The sequence below is a fragment of the Thermoanaerobacterium sp. R66 genome (assembly GCF_028895185.1).
GTDB lineage: Bacteria > Bacillota > Thermoanaerobacteria > Thermoanaerobacterales > Thermoanaerobacteraceae > Thermoanaerobacterium.
The window spans coordinates 509,926-532,143 of the sequence record NZ_JAEUWW010000001.1; the positions used below are offsets into that span (position 1 = coordinate 509,926).

26 protein-coding genes are annotated in these 22,218 nt (G+C 36.0%); 25 read left to right on the forward strand and 1 reads right to left on the reverse strand.

What is annotated here, in order from left to right; genetic code table 11:
• Window positions 1-2: 2 nt before the first annotated feature.
• The 25 genes from radC (at window position 3) to JJQ93_RS02455 (ending at window position 20,898) form a co-directional block, all read left to right on the forward strand.
• The gene (gene radC / locus JJQ93_RS02335) at window positions 3-707 is read left to right on the forward strand and encodes a RadC family protein (RefSeq protein WP_085112660.1); all 705 of its coding nucleotides are present in this window, start codon (window positions 3-5) and stop codon (window positions 705-707) included.
• A 19-nt stretch (window positions 708-726) separates the two neighbouring features.
• A complete protein-coding gene (locus JJQ93_RS02340; RefSeq protein WP_038069099.1) occupies window positions 727-1,749 on the forward strand; it encodes a rod shape-determining protein in 1,023 nt (340 codons plus the stop codon).
• A gap of 13 nt (window positions 1,750-1,762) precedes the next feature.
• On the forward strand, window positions 1,763-2,593 hold the full coding sequence (gene mreC, locus JJQ93_RS02345; RefSeq protein ID WP_085112659.1) for a rod shape-determining protein MreC: 831 nt from the start codon (window positions 1,763-1,765) through the stop codon (window positions 2,591-2,593).
• Window positions 2,594-2,625: 32 nt separating this feature from the next.
• Window positions 2,626-3,129 (forward strand): rod shape-determining protein MreD, encoded by a 504-nt coding sequence (mreD, locus tag JJQ93_RS02350; RefSeq protein WP_085112658.1) that lies wholly within the window; start codon window positions 2,626-2,628, stop codon window positions 3,127-3,129.
• A 9-nt stretch (window positions 3,130-3,138) separates the two neighbouring features.
• Window positions 3,139-5,451 carry a penicillin-binding protein 2 gene (locus JJQ93_RS02355; protein ID WP_085112657.1) on the forward strand — a complete coding sequence of 771 codons (2,313 nt, stop codon included), beginning with the start codon at window positions 3,139-3,141 and terminating at the stop codon, window positions 5,449-5,451.
• Window positions 5,452-5,550: 99 nt separating this feature from the next.
• The gene (gene minC, locus JJQ93_RS02360) at window positions 5,551-6,195 is read left to right on the forward strand and encodes a septum site-determining protein MinC (RefSeq protein WP_274892629.1); all 645 of its coding nucleotides are present in this window, start codon (window positions 5,551-5,553) and stop codon (window positions 6,193-6,195) included.
• A gap of 42 nt (window positions 6,196-6,237) precedes the next feature.
• Window positions 6,238-7,041 carry a septum site-determining protein MinD gene (minD, locus tag JJQ93_RS02365; protein WP_085112655.1) on the forward strand — a complete coding sequence of 268 codons (804 nt, stop codon included), beginning with the start codon at window positions 6,238-6,240 and terminating at the stop codon, window positions 7,039-7,041.
• Between the two features lie 18 nt (window positions 7,042-7,059).
• Window positions 7,060-7,335: a cell division topological specificity factor MinE gene (minE, locus tag JJQ93_RS02370; protein WP_013788337.1), complete on the forward strand. Its 276-nt coding sequence runs from the start codon at window positions 7,060-7,062 to the stop codon at window positions 7,333-7,335.
• Between the two features lie 131 nt (window positions 7,336-7,466).
• A complete protein-coding gene (rodA, locus tag JJQ93_RS02375) occupies window positions 7,467-8,564 on the forward strand; it encodes a rod shape-determining protein RodA (RefSeq protein ID WP_085112654.1) in 1,098 nt (365 codons plus the stop codon).
• Between the two features lie 17 nt (window positions 8,565-8,581).
• On the forward strand, window positions 8,582-8,977 hold the full coding sequence (gene mgsA, locus JJQ93_RS02380) for a methylglyoxal synthase (protein ID WP_013788335.1): 396 nt from the start codon (window positions 8,582-8,584) through the stop codon (window positions 8,975-8,977).
• Between the two features lie 56 nt (window positions 8,978-9,033).
• Entirely contained in the window at window positions 9,034-9,780 is a 747-nt protein-coding gene (locus JJQ93_RS02385) for a M23 family metallopeptidase (RefSeq protein ID WP_085112653.1), read from the forward strand.
• Window positions 9,770-10,633 carry a M50 family metallopeptidase gene (locus JJQ93_RS02390; protein ID WP_085112652.1) on the forward strand — a complete coding sequence of 288 codons (864 nt, stop codon included), beginning with the start codon at window positions 9,770-9,772 and terminating at the stop codon, window positions 10,631-10,633. Before JJQ93_RS02385 ends, JJQ93_RS02390 begins: the two co-directional genes overlap by 11 nt.
• A gap of 9 nt (window positions 10,634-10,642) precedes the next feature.
• A complete protein-coding gene (locus tag JJQ93_RS02395) occupies window positions 10,643-12,487 on the forward strand; it encodes a TIGR03960 family B12-binding radical SAM protein (protein WP_085112651.1) in 1,845 nt (614 codons plus the stop codon).
• A complete protein-coding gene (locus JJQ93_RS02400) occupies window positions 12,459-13,127 on the forward strand; it encodes a TIGR03936 family radical SAM-associated protein (RefSeq protein WP_274892631.1) in 669 nt (222 codons plus the stop codon). Before JJQ93_RS02395 ends, JJQ93_RS02400 begins: the two co-directional genes overlap by 29 nt.
• Before the next feature lie 10 nt (window positions 13,128-13,137).
• Window positions 13,138-14,559, forward strand: a complete 1,422-nt coding sequence (locus JJQ93_RS02405; RefSeq protein WP_085112649.1) for an Rne/Rng family ribonuclease — start codon at window positions 13,138-13,140, stop codon at window positions 14,557-14,559.
• A 116-nt stretch (window positions 14,560-14,675) separates the two neighbouring features.
• On the forward strand, window positions 14,676-14,987 hold the full coding sequence (gene rplU, locus JJQ93_RS02410; RefSeq protein WP_085112648.1) for a 50S ribosomal protein L21: 312 nt from the start codon (window positions 14,676-14,678) through the stop codon (window positions 14,985-14,987).
• Window positions 14,988-14,989: 2 nt separating this feature from the next.
• On the forward strand, window positions 14,990-15,325 hold the full coding sequence (locus tag JJQ93_RS02415; protein WP_085112647.1) for a ribosomal-processing cysteine protease Prp: 336 nt from the start codon (window positions 14,990-14,992) through the stop codon (window positions 15,323-15,325).
• On the forward strand, window positions 15,322-15,609 hold the full coding sequence (gene rpmA, locus JJQ93_RS02420; protein WP_013788327.1) for a 50S ribosomal protein L27: 288 nt from the start codon (window positions 15,322-15,324) through the stop codon (window positions 15,607-15,609). Before JJQ93_RS02415 ends, rpmA begins: the two co-directional genes overlap by 4 nt.
• A gap of 78 nt (window positions 15,610-15,687) precedes the next feature.
• On the forward strand, window positions 15,688-15,915 hold the full coding sequence (locus JJQ93_RS02425) for a Spo0B domain-containing protein (RefSeq protein ID WP_085112646.1): 228 nt from the start codon (window positions 15,688-15,690) through the stop codon (window positions 15,913-15,915).
• A gap of 19 nt (window positions 15,916-15,934) precedes the next feature.
• On the forward strand, window positions 15,935-17,206 hold the full coding sequence (obgE, locus tag JJQ93_RS02430) for a GTPase ObgE (RefSeq protein ID WP_085112712.1): 1,272 nt from the start codon (window positions 15,935-15,937) through the stop codon (window positions 17,204-17,206).
• Between the two features lie 96 nt (window positions 17,207-17,302).
• Window positions 17,303-17,926: a nicotinate-nucleotide adenylyltransferase gene (gene nadD / locus JJQ93_RS02435; protein ID WP_085112645.1), complete on the forward strand. Its 624-nt coding sequence runs from the start codon at window positions 17,303-17,305 to the stop codon at window positions 17,924-17,926.
• Window positions 17,927-17,930: 4 nt separating this feature from the next.
• Window positions 17,931-18,503, forward strand: a complete 573-nt coding sequence (gene yqeK / locus JJQ93_RS02440; RefSeq protein WP_274892632.1) for a bis(5'-nucleosyl)-tetraphosphatase (symmetrical) YqeK — start codon at window positions 17,931-17,933, stop codon at window positions 18,501-18,503.
• A gap of 9 nt (window positions 18,504-18,512) precedes the next feature.
• Entirely contained in the window at window positions 18,513-18,893 is a 381-nt protein-coding gene (gene rsfS, locus JJQ93_RS02445; protein WP_085112644.1) for a ribosome silencing factor, read from the forward strand.
• A gap of 132 nt (window positions 18,894-19,025) precedes the next feature.
• Window positions 19,026-19,682: a helix-turn-helix transcriptional regulator gene (locus JJQ93_RS02450; protein ID WP_274892633.1), complete on the forward strand. Its 657-nt coding sequence runs from the start codon at window positions 19,026-19,028 to the stop codon at window positions 19,680-19,682.
• Window positions 19,683-19,770: 88 nt separating this feature from the next.
• Entirely contained in the window at window positions 19,771-20,898 is a 1,128-nt protein-coding gene (locus tag JJQ93_RS02455; RefSeq protein WP_274894034.1) for a DUF362 domain-containing protein, read from the forward strand.
• Between the two features lie 21 nt (window positions 20,899-20,919).
• On the opposite strand, the gene JJQ93_RS02460 is transcribed toward JJQ93_RS02455, so the two are convergent.
• Window positions 20,920-22,176, reverse strand: a complete 1,257-nt coding sequence (locus JJQ93_RS02460) for a D-alanyl-D-alanine carboxypeptidase family protein (protein WP_274892634.1) — start codon at window positions 22,174-22,176, stop codon at window positions 20,920-20,922.
• Between the last annotated feature and the right edge of the window lie 42 nt (window positions 22,177-22,218).

Consider the following 22,218-nt stretch of genomic DNA (forward strand, 5'->3'; position numbering starts at 1 on the left):
GTATGGGAGAGGAATCTCGCGTAACGATTAAAGATTTGCCAGAAGATGATAGACCACGAGAAAGACTTATAAAGTACGGGCCATCTGTATTGTCAAATGCCGAACTAATGGCTATAATTATAGGGACGGGAAATAAAGATGAAAGTGCTATAATGCTGTCACAAAGGCTTTTAAGCGAAGGCCACGGGCTTAAATATCTGTTAGACACAGGTGTCGAAAGGCTTTCAGAGATAAAAGGCATAGGATTGGCAAAAGCCGCAAAAATTAAGGCTGCTATTGAGCTGGGGCGAAGGATAGCCCTTGCAGGCTACAGTGACGGTTATATCATAAAGAAACCTGACGACGTGATAAGTTTGCTTATGGATGAAATGAGATACTTAAATAAAGAGCACTTTAAAGTTGTTTTGCTTAATGTAAAAAATAAGGTAATTGCTGTTGACACTGTTTCAATAGGGAGTTTAAATACTTCTATAGTTCATCCGCGAGAGGTATTTAAAGCTGCTATCGAAAGGTCAGCGTCTTCTATAATAATGGTTCACAATCATCCAAGCGGTGATCCCACTCCCAGTAGAGAAGATGTAGAAGTATCAGATAGGATTTATAAAGGTGGCAATTTAATAGGAATAAAAGTATTAGATCACATTATTATTGGTGATGGAATAGGTATAAGTTTAAAAGAAAAAGGCTATTATGATTTTGATAAATAAGGAAGGAGTTATAAAAAGGATGAAAGGATTTTCTAGGGATATAGGTATTGATCTTGGAACTGCAACAACACTTGTTTATGTTCAAGGAAAGGGAATTGTATTAAGAGAGCCGTCTGTGGTAGCTATAAAAAATGACACGCATACAGTTTTGGCTGTAGGTGAAGAAGCTAAAAAAATGGTTGGAAGAACACCGGGGAATATCGTAGCCATAAGGCCCATGAGAGATGGCGTAATCGCAGATTTTGACATAACAAAGATGATGCTGGATCATTTTATTGGCAAAGTAAATCCGAGGAAGGGCTTATTTAGACCTAGAGTAATAGTTGGAATTCCATCCGGTGTTACAGAAGTTGAAAAGAGGGCCGTAATAGAAGCATCTCTGCAGGCAGGTGCAAAAGAAGCTCATACAGTGGAAGAACCGATGGCAGCAGCTATTGGTGCTGGTTTGCCTGTAGAAGAACCTACAGGAAGCATGGTTGTAGATATAGGTGGTGGTACTACTGATGTAGCTATCATATCTTTAGGTGGAATAGTCACCAGCAAGTCACTGCGGGTCGGCGGAGATGAGATGGATGAGGCAATAATAAACTACATTAAGAGAGAGTACAACTTGATGATAGGTGAGAGAACGGCAGAAGAAGTGAAGATTCAAATAGGATCAGCTTTTCCAAAGGCGAAAGAAGAATCAATGGACATAAGAGGAAGAGATTTGGTATCAGGGCTTCCAAAGACATTAAAAATTACATCGACAGAAATCTTAGAAGCATTAAAAGATCCTGTTTCCAGCATATTAGATGCTATCAAATTGACACTTGAAAAAACTCCGCCAGAGTTGGCTGCAGATATTATGGATAGAGGTATAATGCTTACAGGCGGTGGCGCTTTATTAAGCGGCATAGACAGGCTTATAAGGCAAGAGACAGGTATGCCGATTCAAATTGCCGATCAGCCATTGGATTGTGTTGCATTAGGAACAGGGAAGATTTTAGAAGAAAGTTCTCTGTTTAAAAGGGTTTTAACGCCTACCAGCAAGTTAAACTGAGAGGAGTGGTAAAGTGCCACGATTTCTCAAAAATAAACAATTTATATTTGTTATAGTTATAGCCGTGGCACTTATATCCGCCATGGCATATACTTATGGCGGTGGACGCAATGTGACACCTATTGAATCAGCTATAGGCGGTATTTTATCTCCTGTGGAAAAGGCCTTTAATTCAATAGGTAACAGTATTTCCAACTTTTTCACTTCAATAAAAGAGATTGGAACACTTAGAGCAAAAAATGCTGAATTAGAAAAAGAAGTAATTAAGTTGAGCAAAAATGACATCATGCTTCAGGAGTATATAAACGAAAACAATAGATTGAGAGACATGCTTAATTTTAAAGATAATAATACGAATATAACGACAAAGCCTGCCAATATAATAAGCAAAAATCCTGGAAACTGGTTTAATACATTTAATATTGATGTCGGCTCAGACAATGGAATAAAGCCTAAAATGGCAGTTTTGGATGAGAAAGGCAATTTGGTTGGCATAGTCACAGATGTCGGCAATAATTGGTCGAAAGTTTTATCTATAATTGATGTGGATAGTTCGGTAAGTGCTTTAGACGTAAGGACAAGGGACAACGGCATCGTCAGGGGAGATTCTAATGGAAATCTAAACATGATATATATACCAATAGATTCTAAAATAGAAAAAGGCGATGTTATAACAACATCCGATATGAGCATGTTTCCGAGAGGGCTTATAATAGGCAAGGTGGAAAAAGTAGAAAAAGATGAAGGTTCTCTTTTGAAACAGGCAGTTATAAAGCCAGAGGCCGATTTTGAAAGATTGGAATTTGTGCAGGTTGTGACAAACATGAAGACGACTGGAAACTGATTAGGACATTTGGAAGGTTTACGGAGGTTAAAATGAGGAGCATTTATAAATACCTTTTAATTATACTTGCAATAATTCTTCAAGCTACGTTGATGAAGTACATTGCTATATTAGGCGTTAAACCTGACGCCTTATTAATTTTAGTTATTGCTTTTTCTCTTTTAAATGGCACTGGTGAAAGCATCACTTTAAGCCTTTTTGGTGGAATTTTAGTAGATGTGCTTTTTAACAACGCTATTGGCTTTGTGACAATTTCGCTTCTTATTGTGGCGTATTTGACAGGTATACTTAGCAAAAATGTCTTTAGAGAAAGTACATTTGTAGCTTTCGTATTTGTATTTTTAGGAACGATCCTTTACAATCTTATCATGATTTTTTCCATGCTCCTCATGAAATATGAGTTAAATCCATCGTATTTGTTAAATGTAGTAATAATTCAGTCGGTTTACAATTCCATAATAACTATTTTCATATACAGGTATATAGTGCGGTTTAATAGTTTTGTAAAATCGAAAAAATTTTTTTTTAAAGTTTAGGTGGTCAAATTGAATGAAGGTTTGAAAAAACGGTTCAATGTATTAGGATGGGTAATAGCTTTGATGCTTGTTACCCTTATAGGAAGATTAGTTTATCTGCAGCTTATAAAAGGTGACTACTACAAAGAGCAGTCATTAGGCAATGCCATAAGATCCATAATCATCACAGCACCTCGAGGAGATATAGTAGATAGAAACGGAGTAAAGCTTGCTACAAACAGGCCCAGCTATTCTGTAGAGCTTCTAAGAAGCGATGCTAAAGGAGTTAATCTAAATGATGTCATTTTAAAATTGCTAAACATTCTCAATAAAAATGGTGTAAAGTATAAAGACGATTTGCCTATATTTTTAGACAGCAACAACAATCCTTATTTCAATTTTCAAAATCCTGATGAAAGCAATGTGTCACAATCGGTTTTAAGACAAAGGGAATTGCAGTGGAAGAAAAATAACAACATTCCTTCAAATGCTACAGCCAGTGAAGCATGGCAGATGTTGATAAATAAATTCAAAATATCAAAATCGCTGTCTCCACAGGATATTCGAGGCATAATGGCTGTTCAAGAGCTGATGTTAGAACAAGGGTATACACAGTACAAGCCTGTAGAGATAGCTACCGATGCCAACCAACAGACGGTGGCAGAGATTGAGGAAAATCATTTGGATTTGCCTGGAGTCATAATAGAAGTTAAGCCAATAAGGTTATACCCATTTAAGACGCTGTTGTCGCAGACATTAGGATATATAGGCCGCATGACTGCTGAGGAATGGAAAAAATACAGCCAAGAAGGCTATCAAATAACAGATCTTGTTGGGCATTATGGACTTGAAAGCTATTTGGAGAAGTACCTAAGGGGAACTGACGGTAAACAGCAAGTGGAAGTAGACAATTATGGCAGATTGATAAAAAAATTAGATGAGATCAGTCCTAAACCTGGAGATACTGTGTACCTTACGATAGATGAAAAGTTGCAGCAGGTTGCCGAAGAATCATTGCAGAGGACCATGGAAAGCATAAGGCAAACTAAAAGAGGTCCACATGGTGAATACCTACCGGCAAATATCGGTGCAGTAGTCGTTACAGATATAAATACAGGTGAAATTTTAGCTCTTGCCAGTGTGCCAGGTTATGATCCAAATATATTTGCTTCAGGCAATCCGCCCAGCAGCATTGTAAATGAACTGTTCAAGCCGAGGAATGCCACTATTGACCCAAGTCCTATATTTAATTACGCCACACAAGGTGCAGCACCTCCTGGTTCAACATTTAAAATGGTAACAGCGTTGGCAGCCTTGGAATCTGGTGTAACGACTGTAAATGAAAAGTATGTTGATACAGGTATATATGCTCCTACAGGCCAAGAAAACTGGCTGTACGGCGAATACGGAAGGACGCAAGGTGCAGTAAATGTATCAGACGCAATAAAGTATTCTACAGACACGTATTTTTACGAGATGGGCCGCAGAATGGGTATAGACAAAATTGATGAGTATGCTCACATGCTGGGCTTAGATCAAAAGACGGGCATAGAACTCTATGAAACGACTGGAATAATTTCCAGTAAGAAATTTAAAAGAGATTACAATTTGTCGATTTTAAAATCGATGGTTAAATCTGACTCAAATCCAAATGGCAAGATAACACAGGAACAGTACGATAAGATAGTAAGCTTAATTGACAAAGGCAATTTTAGCGATTACTCCACATTTTTACAGCTTAAGAAGATGGGAATAACAGATCCTAAATTGCAGATGACCATATGGCAGTTGATGGATGCGACTAAGTGGACTTTGGTAGATACTACCAACGCATCCATAGGTCAAGGTAGCAATCAATTTACGCCTATAGAGATTGCAAGTTATTTATCAACATTGTTAAACGGAGGAACAAGATACAGATTGCATTTGGTCGACAAAATTGTCTCCCCTGATGGGAAGGTAATCGAAAAGGAAAAGCCTGAGGTATTAGACAAGATAAACATACCTCAGAAATACTTGGATGCTATAAAGTTGGGAATGAAAGGTGCCACAGAAGAAGGCGGTACTGCCAGTGCAGCATTTGCTAATTTTCCAATACCTGTTGGTGGCAAGACTGGTACTGCTGAAGTAGGTTCACATGGTACGAAAGTCATGCAGAACTATGCATGGTTTGTTGGCTTTGCGCCATACGACAAGCCGCAGATTTTGGTAACAGCACTTATATACCAGGGGGGTTCTGGCGCATATACAGCTCAGGTAGGTAGAGACATAATGGATGCTTATTTTGGCTTTACAAATTCAAATAATAATACAGCGTCAAATACAAATGCCAGCAATCATTAATCATTAAAGAGGATTTTTTGTCCTCTTTTGTTTTTTTAAGAAGGAAAAACTTAAGTTGTGGAGAATATTATAATTAAGACTGTATTGGGAGGGCAAACAATGTTAAATGATTATGTAAAGATCCATGGTTCAAAAGATGGACTTGTGATAATAGCAACAGATGTTTCTGATATAGATGCCTTAAAAGAAAAGATAATAAATCGCATAGAGCGGTCACTGACATTTTTTAAAGGTGCACAGCTTACGGTAAAATTTCGAAATTTGAGCGTAGATGAAAAAAGTTTAGATGAATTAAAGGACTTTGTTTTAGAAAATTACGGTGTAAATGTAAGGTTTAAAAAGATTCAGGAAAGGCATCTAAAAAATGTTACAAGTGAAAATGATATATTTGATGGTTTGGAAGAAGGTATGACGAAATTTTACAATGGCACTGTAAGATCAGGTCAAGTTGTTAAGTATTACGGAAATTTAGTTATATTAGGTGATGTGAACCCTGGTGGAATTGTACAAGCGTCAGGCAACATAATAATTATGGGGACTTTGAGAGGAATCGCACATGCAGGTATGTCTGGAAATCTTGATTCAATAATTGCGGCGTCTAAGATAAACGCGATGCAGCTTCGAATATCTAACATTATTTCACGTTCACCCGATAATGATATTGAGGCATTGTATCCAGAAATTGCTTTAGTTAAAAAAAATAAGATAATAGTTAAACCACTTTACTTGTATGGAAAAATATAGTAAAATAAACAATTAGAAGAAATGAGAAATGGAGTGAAGGAAATGAGCGAAGTCATAGTAATAACGTCTGGGAAAGGCGGAGTTGGAAAAACTACAACAACAGCTAATATTGGTACATATCTATCGATGAAAGGATTTAAAACAGCATTAGTAGATACAGATATAGGTCTTAGAAATCTTGATGTAGTTATGGGATTGGAAAATAGGATAGTGTACGACTTAGTTGATGTAGTAGAAGGCCAATGCCGCTTAAAACAAGCGCTTATAAAAGACAAAAGGTTTGATGGGCTTTACTTATTGCCAGCGGCGCAGACAAGAGATAAAACAGCCGTAAATCCAGAGCAGATGCGCGCAATTACGGATGAGCTGAGGCAAGATTTCGACTACATTTTAATTGATTGTCCTGCAGGTATTGAGCAAGGCTTTAAAAATGCTATAGCTGGTGCTGACAGGGCATTAGTTGTTACAACGCCAGAAGTATCAGCGGTAAGAGATGCTGATAGAATCATAGGCCTTTTGGAAGCCTCTGATGTAAGAGATCACATGCTTATCATAAACAGGATAAAGATGGACATGGTAAAAAGAGGCGACATGATGAACATTGATGACATCATGGATATATTGGCAATAGATCTATTAGGCGTTATTCCTGATGATGAAAATATAGTCATATCTACAAACAAGGGAGAGCCAATAGTTGTAGATGAAAAATCGTTGGCTGGACAGGCTTACAGAAATCTGACGCAAAGATTGGTTGGAGAAGATGTTCCTATAATAAACTTAGACACAAATTATGGTTTAATCGACAGATTGAAAAGTTTATTTAAAATTTCATCCAATAGGTAGTTTCAGGAGGTGTAATGGATGGACTTATTCAAATCGTTTGGAGGAAAAAGCAACAGTAAAAACGTAGCAAAGGAAAGATTGCAGTTATTGCTTGTTCATGACAGAGCCGATGTCTCTCCAAAATTTTTAGAGATGGTAAAAGGCGAGATAATGAATGTAATATCAAATTATGTTGAGATAGATGAGGATGGCTTGAATGTTGAAATAACAAAAGAAAGAAAGACAGATGATACGTTTGTTCCAGCATTGCATGCAAATATTCCTATAAAAAAGATGAAAAAAAATTTAAGATAACCGGTGAAAAGCCGGTTATTTTAAATTTGGTGAAATTATATCCATAATCAAATGTATAGTTAAATGATATGTTGTATGATATAATACTATTGTAGTAATGAATACTCACTATAGAAGGGAAATAGAAGTTGATGTTTAACAAGAAGTTGTGGAAGAATTTTGATCTTGCTTTGCTGATTACTGTTTTATTGATATGCGCATTTAGCGCTGTAGTCATTTCTAGTGCCTCACATGCGGTTGAGACTGGTTCATACAAAAATGTGATTGTTCAGATTGTAGCTGTTTTATTTGGATTGGCATTCTTATTTGCCATAACGCTTTTTGATTACAATCAGATTGCCAGGCTCTCAAAGGTAATCTACGTATTAAATATATTAGTCCTTATTTCCGTTCTTTTTATCGGTAAAGTAAGTAACGGTGCTCAGAGCTGGATTCACATAGGGCCAATTGATATTCAGCCGTCAGAGTTTTCGAAAATAGCGCTGGTGTTGACATTAGCAAACTTATTTAATGAGATGGGTGAAATCAAGACTTTCAAAGATCTGGTGAATCCACTTATTCACGTTCTCATTCCTTTTGTAATTGTAATGCTACAGCCGGATCTCGGTACTGCGCTGGTTTTCTTAGCTATTTTTATAGGGATGCTTTTTATTTCTGGTGTAAAACCAAAGGTGTTTGCTGGGCTTATTGCGATGGGTATGGCTATGATGCCTGTAGCGTACAAGATTTTAAAGCCTTATCAGAGAAACAGACTTTTATCGTTTATAAACCCAAATCTTGATCCGATGGGGTCAGGATACCATGTAATACAATCTAAGATAGCCATAGGCTCCGGTATGTTTTGGGGGAAAGGCCTTTACAACGGTAGTCAGACGCAGCTTTACTATCTACCAGAAGCTTGGACTGATTTCATTTTTTCGGTTGTAGGAGAAGAATTAGGCTTCATTGGTGCTACAGCTTTGATACTGTTGTACGCTTATATGCTTTATAGATGCTTTAGAATTGCGGTTATGGCAAAGGACAAGTACGGTTACTTGATAGCTGTAGGAATAATTTCCATGTTTACATTTCACATATTTGAAAACATTGGTATGACTGTAGGAATTATGCCAATTACAGGAATTCCGCTTCCCTTTATGAGCTATGGTGGTAGTTCACTGGTTGCGAATATGATTGCTATTGGACTATTGCTAAATATTGGAATGCGAAGGCGAAAGATCAATTTTTAAATGAGAGGATGATATGATTGAATATAGCTCTTATTGCGCACGACATGAAAAAATCTATAATGGTAGATTTTGCCATTGCCTACAAAGAAATATTAAAAAAATGCAACATATACGCTACAGGTGCTACAGGTCAACTGGTAGAGGAAGCTACTGGCATCAAAGTCAATAAATTCTTGCCAGGCCCTATGGGTGGTGATCAGCAGATTGGCGCAATGATTGCAGAAAACAATATGGACTTAGTCATATTCTTAAGAGATCCATTAACTGCACAGCCCCATGAGCCTGATATACTGGCTCTTTTAAGGGTTTGCGACGTTCACTCCATACCTCTTGCGACAAATTTGGCTACCGCGGAAGTGTTGATAAAAGGTTTAGATGCAGGATTTTTGGAATGGAGAGATGCGGTTAAATAAAACAATCATAAACCTCCTTTCTATGTAATATAAATATAGCAAAGGAGGTTTATCTTATGAAACCTAACAAATGGCAATCTGTTAGCTATTCAAAAAATCGCATCAGCAATTTTAAAAAGTATTTTGGCCTTCTGGAAAACCAATTGATAGTTTGTCTTTTGATTTTGGGAGTAGTCATGCTTTTTAAGGCCATAAATGTTCCAGCTACAAATAAAACTGTAGACGAAGTGAAATCAGTCCTTAATTATAATTCTAACTATGAAAATACTAAAAAAGGGCTTAAACTGGTAATGAGCAGTATACCTTCGCTAAAAGACGACGTTGTAAAAGTGTTTTCAAACAAAACGGATGATTCAAAAAATACTACAGCTCAAGTTGTAAGTAGTGGAATGGTAAGACCTGTTGATGGAGTTGTGGTATCCACATTTGGCACAAAAGTAGATTCTTCTACTTCAAAAGAAGTGAAAAACGATGGAATTGACATAAGCGTATCCAGCGATGAGCCAGTAGTTGCTGTATTGGATGGAGAAGTCATGATAGCGGATAATTCTAACCCTGATTGGGGTAAAGTGGTTGTAATAAAGCACGATGGGGACGTCCGCTCTGTTTACGCATACCTTTCTGAAGTAGACGTGAAAGTTGGAGATAAAGTGCTTAAAGGTCAGACAATTGGAAAAGTTGACGTTAGCAGCAACAAAGGTACTCCAATGCATTTTGAAATATGGGAAAACGGAAAGCCGATAGATCCACAATCAAAAATAGATTTTAATTCAGCAATAAGTGATGTCAAAAATGAAAATTGACGATGTTAAAGTAAAGATAAACCCATTTACGTGGGTTTTTATATTGCTTCTTGTACTGTCCGGTCTCTACATTGAACTTGTTGATATAATCTTGACTGTAGCCATACATGAAGCAAGCCACTATTGGGTGGCGAAAAAGTTGAACATAAATATGATTCAGATAGAAATATTCCCTTTTGGCGGAGCGGCTGTTTTCGATAGTGAGATTTTTATAAGGCCTGATCTGGAAATCATCATCGCATTAGCGGGACCTTTGTCAAATGCCGTTTTTATCATGATGCTTATAATAGTAAGCCAAACCATAGGTACTCAATTGGACTACCTTATAAGGATAAATGTTCTGATGTGTGCATTTAATCTTCTGCCTGGTGTGCCTTTAGATGGAGGAAGAGCTTTAAAGTCTGTTTTGTCCAACTTCATAGGTCTAACCAGAGCTAATAACGTAGCAGTCAAGATTTCATACGTGTTATCTTTATTGCTCATGTACGGCAGTATACTTATGTTTGTAAATGGGAATAAAAATTATGTATTGATTACTATGGCTGTATTTCTCATAATATCTGCCAGAAATGAACGAAAACTATCTCAGTATTTTAACTTGAGAGATTTAATATACAAAAAAGAAGAATTATTTAAAAGAGGAATTATGAATGTCAGGACGATTGCAGTAATGGATGATCAAAAATTAATCAAAATAATCAATTGTTTTTTGCCCTTAAAATATCATATAATAGTTGTGTTGGATAAAAATTTGAAAGAGAAAAAAAGACTTACAGAGACAGAGCTTTTTGATTTTGCCATTGAAAATGGACTTTACTTACCCATTGGCGAAATCTTAAGCAAGGTAAAATAGGAGGTAACAATGTCAGATTTAAAAAACAAGATAGATGATTTGCTGATGAAAGTGAACAAACCTGCCAGATACACTGGTGGTGAAATAAATTCTGTGATTAAAGATGCAAATAAAGTTAAAATAAGGTTTGCATTTGCTTTTCCCGATGTGTATGAAGTTGGCATGTCCCACCTTGGACTTAAAATACTTTATAGTTTGATGAATGAACGAGATGACACATATTGTGAAAGGGTATTTGCACCATGGGTGGACATGGAAAACCTAATGAGAGAAAAGGACGTACCCCTTTTTTCACTTGAGACAAAAACGCCGCTTAATATGTTTGATGTAATAGGGTTTACTTTGCAGTATGAATTAAGCTACACAAACATATTGAACATGCTTGATTTATCTAAAATTCCAATAAGAAGCAAGGATAGGAAAGGATATCCTCTGATTATAGCAGGTGGACCTTGTGCAGTTAATCCTGCACCATTGTCTGATGTTGTTGATTTGTTTGTCATAGGTGACGGAGAGGAAATCATAAATGAAATCTTAGATTTGGTAGCATCTTGTAAAAAGGACAATGTACCGAAAGAAGATTTTTTAAGGCGAGCATCTAAAATTCAAGGTGTTTACGCCCCATCATTATATGTAGAAACGTACAATGATGATAATACTATCAAAAGCATAAAGCCTATTGAAGAAGGCGTACCTGCGGTAATAAAGAGGAGAATTGTGAAAGACTTAGATAAGACATACCATCCAGACAAACAGATTGTACCGTTTATAAATATTGTCCACGACAGAATCGTTCTGGAGGTTTTTAGAGGCTGTACAAGAGGCTGCAGGTTCTGCCAAGCAGGTATGATTTACAGGCCTGTAAGGGAAAGGTCAAAAGAAACATTGTTGAAGTTAGCTGATAAATTGATAAAATCAACTGGATATGAAGAAATTTCATTGACTTCTTTGAGTACATGCGATTATTCGCAGATAGAAAGTTTAGTATATGATCTTATAGAGAAGTACAAAGATATGGGAACTGGTGTAGCGTTGCCATCTACCAGGATAGATGCTTTTTCTGTCAATCTCTTAAATGAGATTCAAAAAGTCAGAAAGACTGGTCTTACACTTGCACCTGAAGCTGGAACACAAAGACTTAGAGATGTCATTAATAAGGGCGTAACTGAAGAAGATTTGGTAAATTCTACTAAAGAAGCATTTAAGGCAGGGTGGAAAAGCGTAAAGTTGTACTTTATGTTAGGTCTTCCAACTGAGACGATGGAAGATGTAAAAGGCATATCAGATCTCGCTCATTTAGTAGCTGATGTATACAAAGATGTGAATGGCAGCACAAAGGGTCTTAAGATAACTGTAAGCACTTCAACTTTCGTGCCAAAGCCATTTACACCATTTCAATGGTATCCTCAAGACGATATGGACTCTATAATAAATAAACAAAATTATTTAAAAGAGCTTCTTAGAGGAAAAATATTCAGTTACAACTGGCATGAACCAAATATGAGCTTTTTAGAAGCTGTAATTTCTAAAGGAGATAGAAAAGTAGGACAAGCAATTATTAAAGCATGGGAAAGTGGATGTAAGTTTGATGGTTGGGATGAGCAGTTTAAATTTGATAAATGGCTGGAAGCATTTGAGAGCGTCGGAGTGGATCCTAAATTTTACGCTTATAAAAATAGGGATTTTGATGAAGTTTTTCCTTGGGATATTGTGGACGTAGGCGTAAGGAAAGATTATCTTAAAAGGGAATACAAAAAAGCCATTGAAGGAAAACTTACAGGCGATTGCAGGTTGCATTGCACAGGATGTGGTATAAAAGATCTTGATGAAGGAGTTGTATGCTTTGAAGCTTAGAGCTAAATTTAAAAAAGATGGGGATTTAAAGTACATTTCTCATTTAGACCTTATGAGGACTATAGAAAGGGCTATGAGAAGGGCGCAAATAAAATTTTCACTGTCAAAAGGGTTCAATCCACATCCATTGATATCTTTTGGGCCAGCGCTTAGCATGGGTGCCACAACTCATGGGGACTATTTCGATGTAGTGGTAGAAGGCGAAATTGATCCTAAAAGATTTAAAGACGATTTAAACAAAGCATTGCCTGATGGTTTAGAGATCATCGATTGCTATATTGTCGATGATAAGGATTTGCTGTCAAACAAGGTGAAAGAAGCTGAGTACACTGTAGATGTATATTTGATGAGTCGTGTGACTAACCTTGCTTTTGAAATTACAAGATTTTTAGGCAGAAGTGAGATATTTATAGAAAAAGAGTCAAAAAGTGGCAGTAAGGTCATTGACTTAAAAAATTACATTTTGGATCTTAAAATGCTTGATTCAAAAGGCAGCAAAATCACTCTATACGTTAAGCTAAAGATTTCTGAAGGTTCTCCAGGACCTATATATGTTATAAAAGCTCTTGATGATTTTTTAGGGCATGTTTTTGATGTGGAGAGAGTCTTAGTAGACAGAAGAAACCTTATTTTAAATTGAGGTGTTTTGCTTGAAGAGAATTTTGTTTGATATAAGCGATAAATTTTATCAAGTGGCATATTTGGAAGATGGCTTGTTAATTGAATATCATGTTGAGAATTCTGATAAAAAAAGCATAGTAGGAAATATTTACAAAGGAAAAGTAAAAAATACTATAAAAGGTATGCAAAGTGCTTTCATTGATATAGGAATAGATAAAAATGCGTACCTATTTGTGAATGATGTTAAAGGAATTCCTGAATCAAGTTCCTCAATAACTAAATATGTGAAACCTGGACAAGATATAATTGTTCAAGTCTTAAAAGATTCTATAGGACTTAAGAATCCGAGAGTTACGACAAATATATCGCTGCCAGGAAAGTATGTAGTGCTTATGCCTGATTCTGATCATGTTGGCATTTCTCACAGGATAGAAGATGAGAAAAAGCGAATGGAACTGATAAATATTGCAAAAAGAGTCAAGCCGGATAATGTAGGCATAATAATCAGAACGGCAGCGCAACATGTTGGAGAAGAGGAGTTTGAAAGGGACATAGCTGATTTGTGCAAATTGTATGAAGATATATTGAATAAATCTAAAGTTGCCGGTTCACCTGGATTAATTTACGAAGAAGAAAATTTCATCACAAAGTACATAAGGGATTTGTCATCATTAATGGTGGATGAAATAATTGTAAATGATGCTGAAGAATACAAAAGGATTTTTGATTATATAAAAAAGGAAGGTTTAAAAATTTCAGTAAAATATGAGGATGGAGATTTAGTAGGCCTATATGGGATTGAGAAACAAGTAGAAAGACTTTTAAGCAAAAAGGTTTGGCTTAAAAGCGGTGGCTTCATAATAATTGATGAGACAGAAGCATTGACTGTAATAGATGTTAATACAGGCAAATACACAGGCAAGTCTTCACTGCAGGAGACAATTTTAAAAACGAACATAGAGGCTGCGAAGGAAATTGCATTGCAATTAAGACTAAGGGATATTGGTGGCATCATTGTTGTAGATTTTATCGACATGGATAGCGACAATGACCGTCAGAAACTTTTAAAGGTTTTTGAAGAATCTTTAAAAAGCGATAGATCAAAGTGCAGCGTACTTGGCTTTACACGTTTAGGATTAGTAGAGATGACGAGAAAGAGAGTCAGGTCAAACGTAAGCGAATATTTGCAAGAGAAGTGCGATTGCTGCAAAGGCACAGGGTGTATCGTGTCAAGCGATATGATGCAACTTAGAATAAATCGCTCTATAGAGAGAATCTTAAGGAATACAAATGCTAAAAAAATAACTATAACTTCAAATCGCAGAGTACAAAACATAATTGAGAAAAGCAATATAATAGAAAAGTACATGGGAAAATACGGTGTGGAAATAAGCACCATCTGCAACAGCAAGCTTGATACTGATGAATTTTACGTAGATTATCAGTTGTAATTGACATTTTCATGTTGTTGTGTTAGAATACACTTTGTAGCCGCTCGGAACGGGTTTAAATACTTCGATTGAAGTACCTTGGTTTCCGGCGAGACTGGTAAAGAGGAGGTGCCCTAATGTACGCAATTATAGAGACTGGTGGCAAACAGTACAGGGTTCAAGAAGGCGATATACTCAATATTGAGAAGCTTGATTGTGAAGCTGGCAGCGTATATTCCTTTGATAAGGTTTTGGCTGTGGCAAAGGACGATGGAACCGTTAATTTCGGGAAGCCATATGTTAAAGATGCTAAGGTGGAAGCAAAAGTTCTTGAACATGGTAAAGGTGAGAAGATAATCGTTTTTAAGTACAAGCCAAAGAAGAATGAAAGAAAGAAACATGGTCATCGTCAGCCATATACAAAAGTTCAGATTGAGAAGATCATGTAAAAATGATTAAAGTCAGTATATATAGAAATGATGATAAAGTAAAAAAATTTGAAATTAAAGGACATGCTGGTTATGATGTCTATGATAGGGACATAGTATGTGCCGGTGTTACGGCAGTGGCACAGACGGCTGTCCTTGGATTGGAATCAATTGACACAGTATCTTTAAAGAAGAAAGTAAAAGATGGCTATATGTATGTTGAAATAGAAGATTACGGTGCTGGTGAAGATGTTATAAAGTCTTGTGCCATTGTAGATGCGATGGTGCTAGGGCTTAAAGACATTGAAAGAGACTATCCAGCGTACGTAAAGGTCTTTGATAGGAGGTGTGATGGATGAAGCTGCAGTTATTTGCTCATAAAAAAGGTATGGGAAGTACCCGTAATGGACGTGATAGCGAGGCAAAAAGGCTTGGTGTAAAAAGAGCTGATGGACAGTTTGTCTTAGCAGGAAATATTCTTGTAAGGCAGAGAGGTACAAAGATTCATCCAGGTGCTAATGTGGGCAGAGGAAAAGATGACACTCTGTTTGCATTAATTGACGGATATGTAACATTTGAGAGAAAAGGCAAAGACAAAAAACAGGTAAGCGTATATGAGAAAAGGAAAGAAGTCCTGGCATAAGCCGGGATTTTCTTTTTTGTGGTGGAATGTATGGTATAATATAGGTAAATCGAAATTTAGCTTAAGGAGCTGATGCAGATGTCTAAACGGGAAGATGAATTTTTGATAAAATACATAAATTTAAAAAGGCATGAGTACATAAATGACCTTCAAGTTTTGCTAGGATATGCACAGCTTGGTAAGTCTGATAAGATTTATGACTACATTCAAAAAATCATTGATGAGTGCAACAATGAGCGCAATGTATTTAATAGCGATATGGATAGTATCATGAATTTTATTAAAAATAAGATAGAAGAGAAATAAATTTAAAGTGGGTGATGATGTGTTTATAGACAGTGCGAAAATTTATATAAAGTCGGGAAATGGTGGAAATGGTGTTATATCATTTAGAAGAGAAAAATATGTAGCGTATGGTGGTCCTGACGGTGGTGATGGAGGAAAAGGCGGTGATGTGATATTTATTACCGATCCTAATATTTCTACTTTGATGGACTTTAAATACAAAAGGAAATACGTTGCAGAAAGTGGTGAGAATGGCAGCGGAAATAACAAATATGGCAAAGATGGTGATGATCTATATATTAAAGTTCCTGTTGGAACTCAAATAATAAGGGATGACACCAATGAGTTGATAGCAGATCTTGCAAAACCTGGGCAAAAAGCGATAGTGTTGAGAGGTGGCAGAGGCGGAAGAGGGAATGCAAAATTTGCTTCAGCAACTTTAAAAACTCCAAGATTTGCAGAAAGCGGTGAGGAAGGCAAAGAGCTTTATGTGAGATTGGAGCTAAAGTTATTAGCAGATGTAGGTCTTGTAGGGTTTCCTAATGCTGGAAAGTCCACATTGCTTGCTTCATGTACAAATGCAAGGCCTAAAATAGCAAATTACCCATTTACGACCTTATATCCCAATTTAGGTGTCGTATACCATAAAGGAAAGTCCTTTGTCATGGCTGATATACCAGGACTTATTGAAGGCGCCCATAAAGGTGAAGGTCTTGGATATGATTTTTTAAAGCATATTGAGAGGACAAAGTTGATATTGCACATTGTGGATGTATCAGATCCGATGTCGGATCCTATAGACGATTTTAAGAAAATAAATGATGAAATGTATTTGTACAGCGACAGATTAAAAGAAATTCCGCAAATTGCTGTTTTAAATAAAATAGATGCAGTTGATCCGTCATCGATTAATTTAAATGATATCATTGCAAAGATGAAAAATCTTGGATATGATGTCTTTAAAATATCTGCTATGACAGGTGATGGTATTGACGGACTTCTTGATAAGACGATAGAGATGCTTGACAAGTTTAAGGTAGATGTTGAGGAAAATACAGAAGACGTCATTATCTACAATATGCCAAAGGAAGAAGAAACTGTTGAAATCGAAGTAAAAAATGGTGTTTACTATTTAAGTGGAACGAAAATAGATAGATTGTTGAAAAGAGTAAACCTTCAAGATGAAAATTCACTTAGATATTTTGAAATGATATTAAAAAAGTCCGGTGTGATAGATATGCTTAAAGAGAAAGGATTTAAAGATGGAGATGCAATAAATGTGAGGGATTTTGAATTCGAGTATTATGAATAAAAGATATGCTGTTTATCTAATATTGTCTCTAAAAGTTTATTATTGTATAATTTACGTATGAAAATTGTTTTTGAATTTCAAGTGGAGGATATTTAGATGACTAACAACTTACAAAGGATTGGCATTATGGGTGGTACTTTTGATCCAATACATTTTGGCCACCTTGTCACAGCGGAGGCTGTCAGAGATCAATTTAATTTGGACAAAGTTATATTTGTCCCGTCAGGCAATCCGCCACATAAAGTCAAAAGAAACATTACTGATAAGAGAATAAGGTATTTGATGACTATCCTTGCTACCGTTACAAATCCGTATTTTGAAGTATCTGCTATTGAAATAGAGAGGGAAGGGTACACGTATACTATTGATACTCTGAAAGAGTTTAAAAAAATATACGGAGAAGAAACACAGATATTTTTCATAACAGGTGCTGATGCCATACTAGAAATTTTGACATGGAAAAACGCTGAAGAGCTTTTAAAGATGTGCAATTTTGTCGCTGCCACAAGGCCGGGTTATGCTGGCGATAGCATAAGCGAAAAGATTGATTACATCAAGAGAATATACAATAAAGATATATTTCAGGTAACTGTACCGTCATTAGCCATATCATCCACAGACATACGCAATAGGGTATCTGAAGGCAGACCAATCAAGTATTTGCTGCCAGAGTCTGTAGAAAGGTACATTGAAAAAGCTGGACTTTATAAGAAAGGTTGATAGTGTGGATTTTGAATTTTTTGCTGATAAATTGAAAAAATTATTAAGTGATGAGCGATTTAATCATTCATTAGGTGTTATGGAGACGTCTGAAAAATTGGCTGTAAGATACGGCATAGATGTGGAAAAGGCAAAAATTGCAGGATTACTTCATGACTGCGCAAAAAATTTAAGAGAAGATGAGCTTGTTGCCTTAGCAAACAAGTACGGAATTCAAATAGATGACGTCTTAGAAAAATCGCCAACATTGCTTCACGGACCTGTAGGAGGATATATGATAGAAGACTACTTTGGCATACATGACGATGAAATAAAACGCGCCATAATGCTTCATACTACCGGAGATAGAGATATGACGCTTTTGGATAAGATAATATTTTTAGCTGATTATATAGAGCCAAACAGGAATTTTGATGGAGTAGAAAACTTGAGAGAGATGGCATATAAAAACCTTGATGAAGCAGTAATTATGGCATTAGACGAAACAATAAAATATGTGATCGAGAAAGGACAGCTTTTATACCAGAAAACAGTAATTGCTCGCAATGATATGATAATAAAGACAAAGTATATTTGATAAAATTTTATGTTCGGAGGTATTACATTGGATAAGAAAAGCACTGAGCTAACATTAAAAATTTTAAAAATACTGGATGATAAAAAAGCACTTGATATTAAAGGACTATATGTGGGAGAGCTTACTACAGTTGCCGATTATTTTGTGATTGCCAGTGGTACATCTACAACTCATGTAAAATCTTTATGTGATGAAATTTCAGAAAAACTTGCTGAAGATGGTGTATATGTAAATCACATAGAAGGTTACAATTCGGCTACGTGGATACTGATGGATTACGGTAGCATTGTAGTTCATATTTTTACTAAAGATGAAAGAAACTTTTACTCATTGGAAAGGCTTTGGGGTGATGCCAAAGAAATAGCTCTTGACAATGCTTTATCAGATTAGTATAATGAATTTAATATAAACCTCCGTGGCCTGCAGAGAAGGCAGGGAGGTTTTTTTGTAATCTTGTATTCAATAAATTATTTAATCTTTAAATTAGTTTAATTTATATTTGAAGTTTTAGGGGGGATATAAGTGCCTACAAAAGTACATCCACTATTAAAAAATTTTATACCAGTTGTAGATGGCATCGCCAAAACGTTTGGCAAGAATTGTGAAGTCGTTCTTTACGATTTTTCAAATTTGCAAAGTTCTGCAATTGCTGTTGGAAATGGACATATTACAGGCAGAGAGATTGGAAACCCTATACCAGAAGCTATTCTAAAATCGCTTAAGGCAAATAAAACTGACAACGAAGTCAATTTCAAAACTAAGGGAAGAGATGGAAAGATACTAAAGTCTACCATTGTATACATTAAAGATGATGCTGGAAAACCGATAGGATGTTTGTGCATAAATATCGACATTTCAGAATATATAATGGTTAAGAATACGTTAGAAGATCTCTGTGAGATAAGCGATGGGGAAGAAGCTCCGGTTGAGCCTTATGGAGGAAGCGTAAACGAAGTGCTGGAGAACATTGTAAACACTACGATAGAGAATTACGGTAAACCTGTCAACTTTATGTCTAAAGAGGAAAAGGTCAATATGGTTAAGATGTTAGATGCTAAAGGCACTTTCTTGATAAGAGGTGCGATAGACTATGTTGCAAAAATACTGTGCGTATCCAGATATACCATATACAATTACCTTGATGAGATAAGAGTAGGGGATGACCTTGGCAAATATTAAAATTGATTATGGGAATGTGCATAAGCTGCATTCCTTTAATATTTTGGTCTAAAATATATTTTTAAAGGTGGCGTATATCTTGTATACCGTGTCTATTGAAAATTGTCCTTCTTATTCTCAAAATGATGTAAAGGTTGCATTGGAAAATTCCTTTAAAAACTTAGGTGGGATTGAAAAGTACATAAAAAAAGGACAGAGAGTCTTTCTTAAAGCAAACCTTCTAAAGAAAAACAGACCTGATGATGCTGTAACGACACATCCTTCAATAGTTGAAGCAGTTGCAAATGCTATTAAAGCAATTGGAGCTATACCTGTCATAGGTGATAGTCCAGCAGGGCCTTTTTCTTATAGAGCTTTAAAGTCGATTTATGAATCGACAGGCATGGCAGATGTTGCAGCAAGAACTGGTGCTGAATTAAATTATGACACAGAAGAAGTAGAAGTAAAAATACCGTCCGGAAAGATTATCAAACAAGTTACTTTTATGAAAGCCCTTATGGAATGTGATGCTATTGTGTCAATGCCAAAATTGAAGACACATGGTTTGACGGTTTACACGGGAGCTGTGAAGAACCAGTTTGGTGCTATACCAGGTCTTGTAAAAGCTGGTTATCACCTTTCAATGCCGGATGTGAAAGATTTTTCAGACATGTTGATAGACATAAATACAATTTTAAAGCCAGTATTGGCGATAATGGATGCTGTAGTTGCTATGGAAGGAAATGGTCCGTCTGCTGGACATCCAAAAAAAGTCGGATTAATTATTTCATCGGATGATGTTTTTGCCCTTGATACAGTAGCTACGTCAATCATCGGTTTAAAACATCAAGATGTGCCGACAGTTTTTATGGCGCAAAGGCGTGGCTTGGGTCGTATGGAAGATATAATAATCGCAGGTATGAATATAGAAGATGTGACAATAGATGATTTTGACATACCGACACTAAGAGGATTTAGCGTGACTGAAAAGATTCCCCCATTTTTATCGAGATATTTAGATAGACATGTAAAGCCGTATCCGATTTTTCATCATGATATATGCAAAAGTTGTGGAATATGTGTGTCAAATTGTCCTCCTAAAGCGCTAAAAATGGTTGGAAATAAACCAGTTGTAGATCTTAAAACATGTATTAGGTGTTTTTGCTGTCAAGAGCTGTGTCCTCATAAAGCAGTAAGCATAAAAAAACCATCGATTGCAAAATTGTTTTATAGATAAAAAAAGGGTTGTTCACCCTTTTTATTTTATGAAGATAAATTTATTTCTCGCCCTCTTTTTAAGCCATAGCAGAATTGATATCATCACTATTGCCAACCCAAGTAAAAGTTCAGCGTAAGATCTGATTGTGCTGTAATCTTTAATTACAGTAGTTTTATTTCCATTGTAGTATGTTCCTAAGTAATTTTTATAAACCGACTCATCTGCTATAAGTGGTATGCTTCCAATAGGTTTTCCGTTTAGTGTGAAATTAATCATGCCTAACGTAGTCCCTTTTTTTACAGGTGCATTTATATTTTTATCGACCGAAATAGATGACTTAATATTGTTTTCTTGTCCTTTTGGCACTACATAGTAGAATGAGTCTTTTGCAATAAGAGGCAATTTAAACTTTACCTTTCCAATGTCTGCGTATGTTACGATTGAATTTTTCTCTAAAGGATTTACAAGGTCAAAATTATTAAAACCATAGTTCAATAATTTTATTGTATCTGTCCATATATTTGTGCCTTCATCACCCATGATTACAGATATCAATCTGTGGCCATTTCTTGTGGCAGATCCTACAAAAACTTGGTTAGCGGCAATAGTGTAACCGGTTTTTACCCCATCTGCCCCGTCGTAATGAAAGCTTGTGGGTTTTATCAATCTATTACTTATCCAGAGATCTCTCGGTTTATCAAATTTGTTGGTTGGCGGTATCTGGTAATGTATAGTGCTTACAATTTTTCTAAATGTAGCATTTTCCATCGCATACCTTGCTATTAATGCCATATCATATGGTGTCGAATAATGATCAGTATTTGGCAATCCATTTGGATTGACAAAATGGCTGTCTTTAGCACCAATTTCTTTTGCCTTATCATTCATCAAATTTGCAAAACCCTGTATGCTGCCGCCAATGTGGTCAGCTACTGCAATTGCAGCATCATTAGCAGACTCTAAAAGCATAGCATAAAGCAATTGCTCTAATGTAAGCTTTTCTCCTGGTACAAGGTAGATAGAATTTCCATCGATATTTTTAACATCATCATTTACAGTTACTACATCACTTAATTTTCCTTTTTCAATGGCGATAATCGCCGTTAAAATTTTTGTCGTGCTGGCAGGATACATTCTTTGATTCATATTTTTGTCATAAAGGACTTGACCAGTAGTGAAATCCATAAGTACCGCTGTAGGCCCTACAATTTGCGGCGGATTTTCCATTCCGTATACTTTTGGTATAAAATTAATCAAAAATATAATAACCGTAATAATAGAAACTATTCTTTTCATGCTTTTGCCTCCATATATGCTTATAATTTTAGTATATCAAAA

Excerpts from the sequence above, each read along its gene's own strand:
- JJQ93_RS02425 (WP_085112646.1), top strand. The coding sequence starts at position 15,688 with ATGTCTAAACGGGAAGATGAATTTTTGATAAAATACATAAATTTAAAA.
- mreD (WP_085112658.1), top strand. The coding sequence starts at position 2,626 with ATGAGGAGCATTTATAAATACCTTTTAATTATACTTGCAATAATTCTT.
- JJQ93_RS02460 (WP_274892634.1), bottom strand. The coding sequence starts at position 22,176 with ATGAAAAGAATAGTTTCTATTATTACGGTTATTATATTTTTGATTAAT.
- minC (WP_274892629.1), top strand. The coding sequence starts at position 5,551 with ATGTTAAATGATTATGTAAAGATCCATGGTTCAAAAGATGGACTTGTG.
- JJQ93_RS02415 (WP_085112647.1), top strand. The coding sequence starts at position 14,990 with ATGATTAAAGTCAGTATATATAGAAATGATGATAAAGTAAAAAAATTT.
- JJQ93_RS02395 (WP_085112651.1), top strand. The coding sequence starts at position 10,643 with ATGTCAGATTTAAAAAACAAGATAGATGATTTGCTGATGAAAGTGAAC.
- minE (WP_013788337.1), top strand. The coding sequence starts at position 7,060 with ATGGACTTATTCAAATCGTTTGGAGGAAAAAGCAACAGTAAAAACGTA.
- rpmA (WP_013788327.1), top strand. The coding sequence starts at position 15,322 with ATGAAGCTGCAGTTATTTGCTCATAAAAAAGGTATGGGAAGTACCCGT.
- rsfS (WP_085112644.1), top strand. The coding sequence starts at position 18,513 with ATGTTCGGAGGTATTACATTGGATAAGAAAAGCACTGAGCTAACATTA.
- radC (WP_085112660.1), top strand. The coding sequence starts at position 3 with ATGGGAGAGGAATCTCGCGTAACGATTAAAGATTTGCCAGAAGATGAT.
- JJQ93_RS02340 (WP_038069099.1), top strand. The coding sequence starts at position 727 with ATGAAAGGATTTTCTAGGGATATAGGTATTGATCTTGGAACTGCAACA.
- JJQ93_RS02390 (WP_085112652.1), top strand. The coding sequence starts at position 9,770 with ATGAAAATTGACGATGTTAAAGTAAAGATAAACCCATTTACGTGGGTT.
- minD (WP_085112655.1), top strand. The coding sequence starts at position 6,238 with ATGAGCGAAGTCATAGTAATAACGTCTGGGAAAGGCGGAGTTGGAAAA.
- rodA (WP_085112654.1), top strand. The coding sequence starts at position 7,467 with ATGTTTAACAAGAAGTTGTGGAAGAATTTTGATCTTGCTTTGCTGATT.
- JJQ93_RS02400 (WP_274892631.1), top strand. The coding sequence starts at position 12,459 with ATGAAGGAGTTGTATGCTTTGAAGCTTAGAGCTAAATTTAAAAAAGAT.
- rplU (WP_085112648.1), top strand. The coding sequence starts at position 14,676 with ATGTACGCAATTATAGAGACTGGTGGCAAACAGTACAGGGTTCAAGAA.
- nadD (WP_085112645.1), top strand. The coding sequence starts at position 17,303 with ATGACTAACAACTTACAAAGGATTGGCATTATGGGTGGTACTTTTGAT.
- JJQ93_RS02385 (WP_085112653.1), top strand. The coding sequence starts at position 9,034 with ATGAAACCTAACAAATGGCAATCTGTTAGCTATTCAAAAAATCGCATC.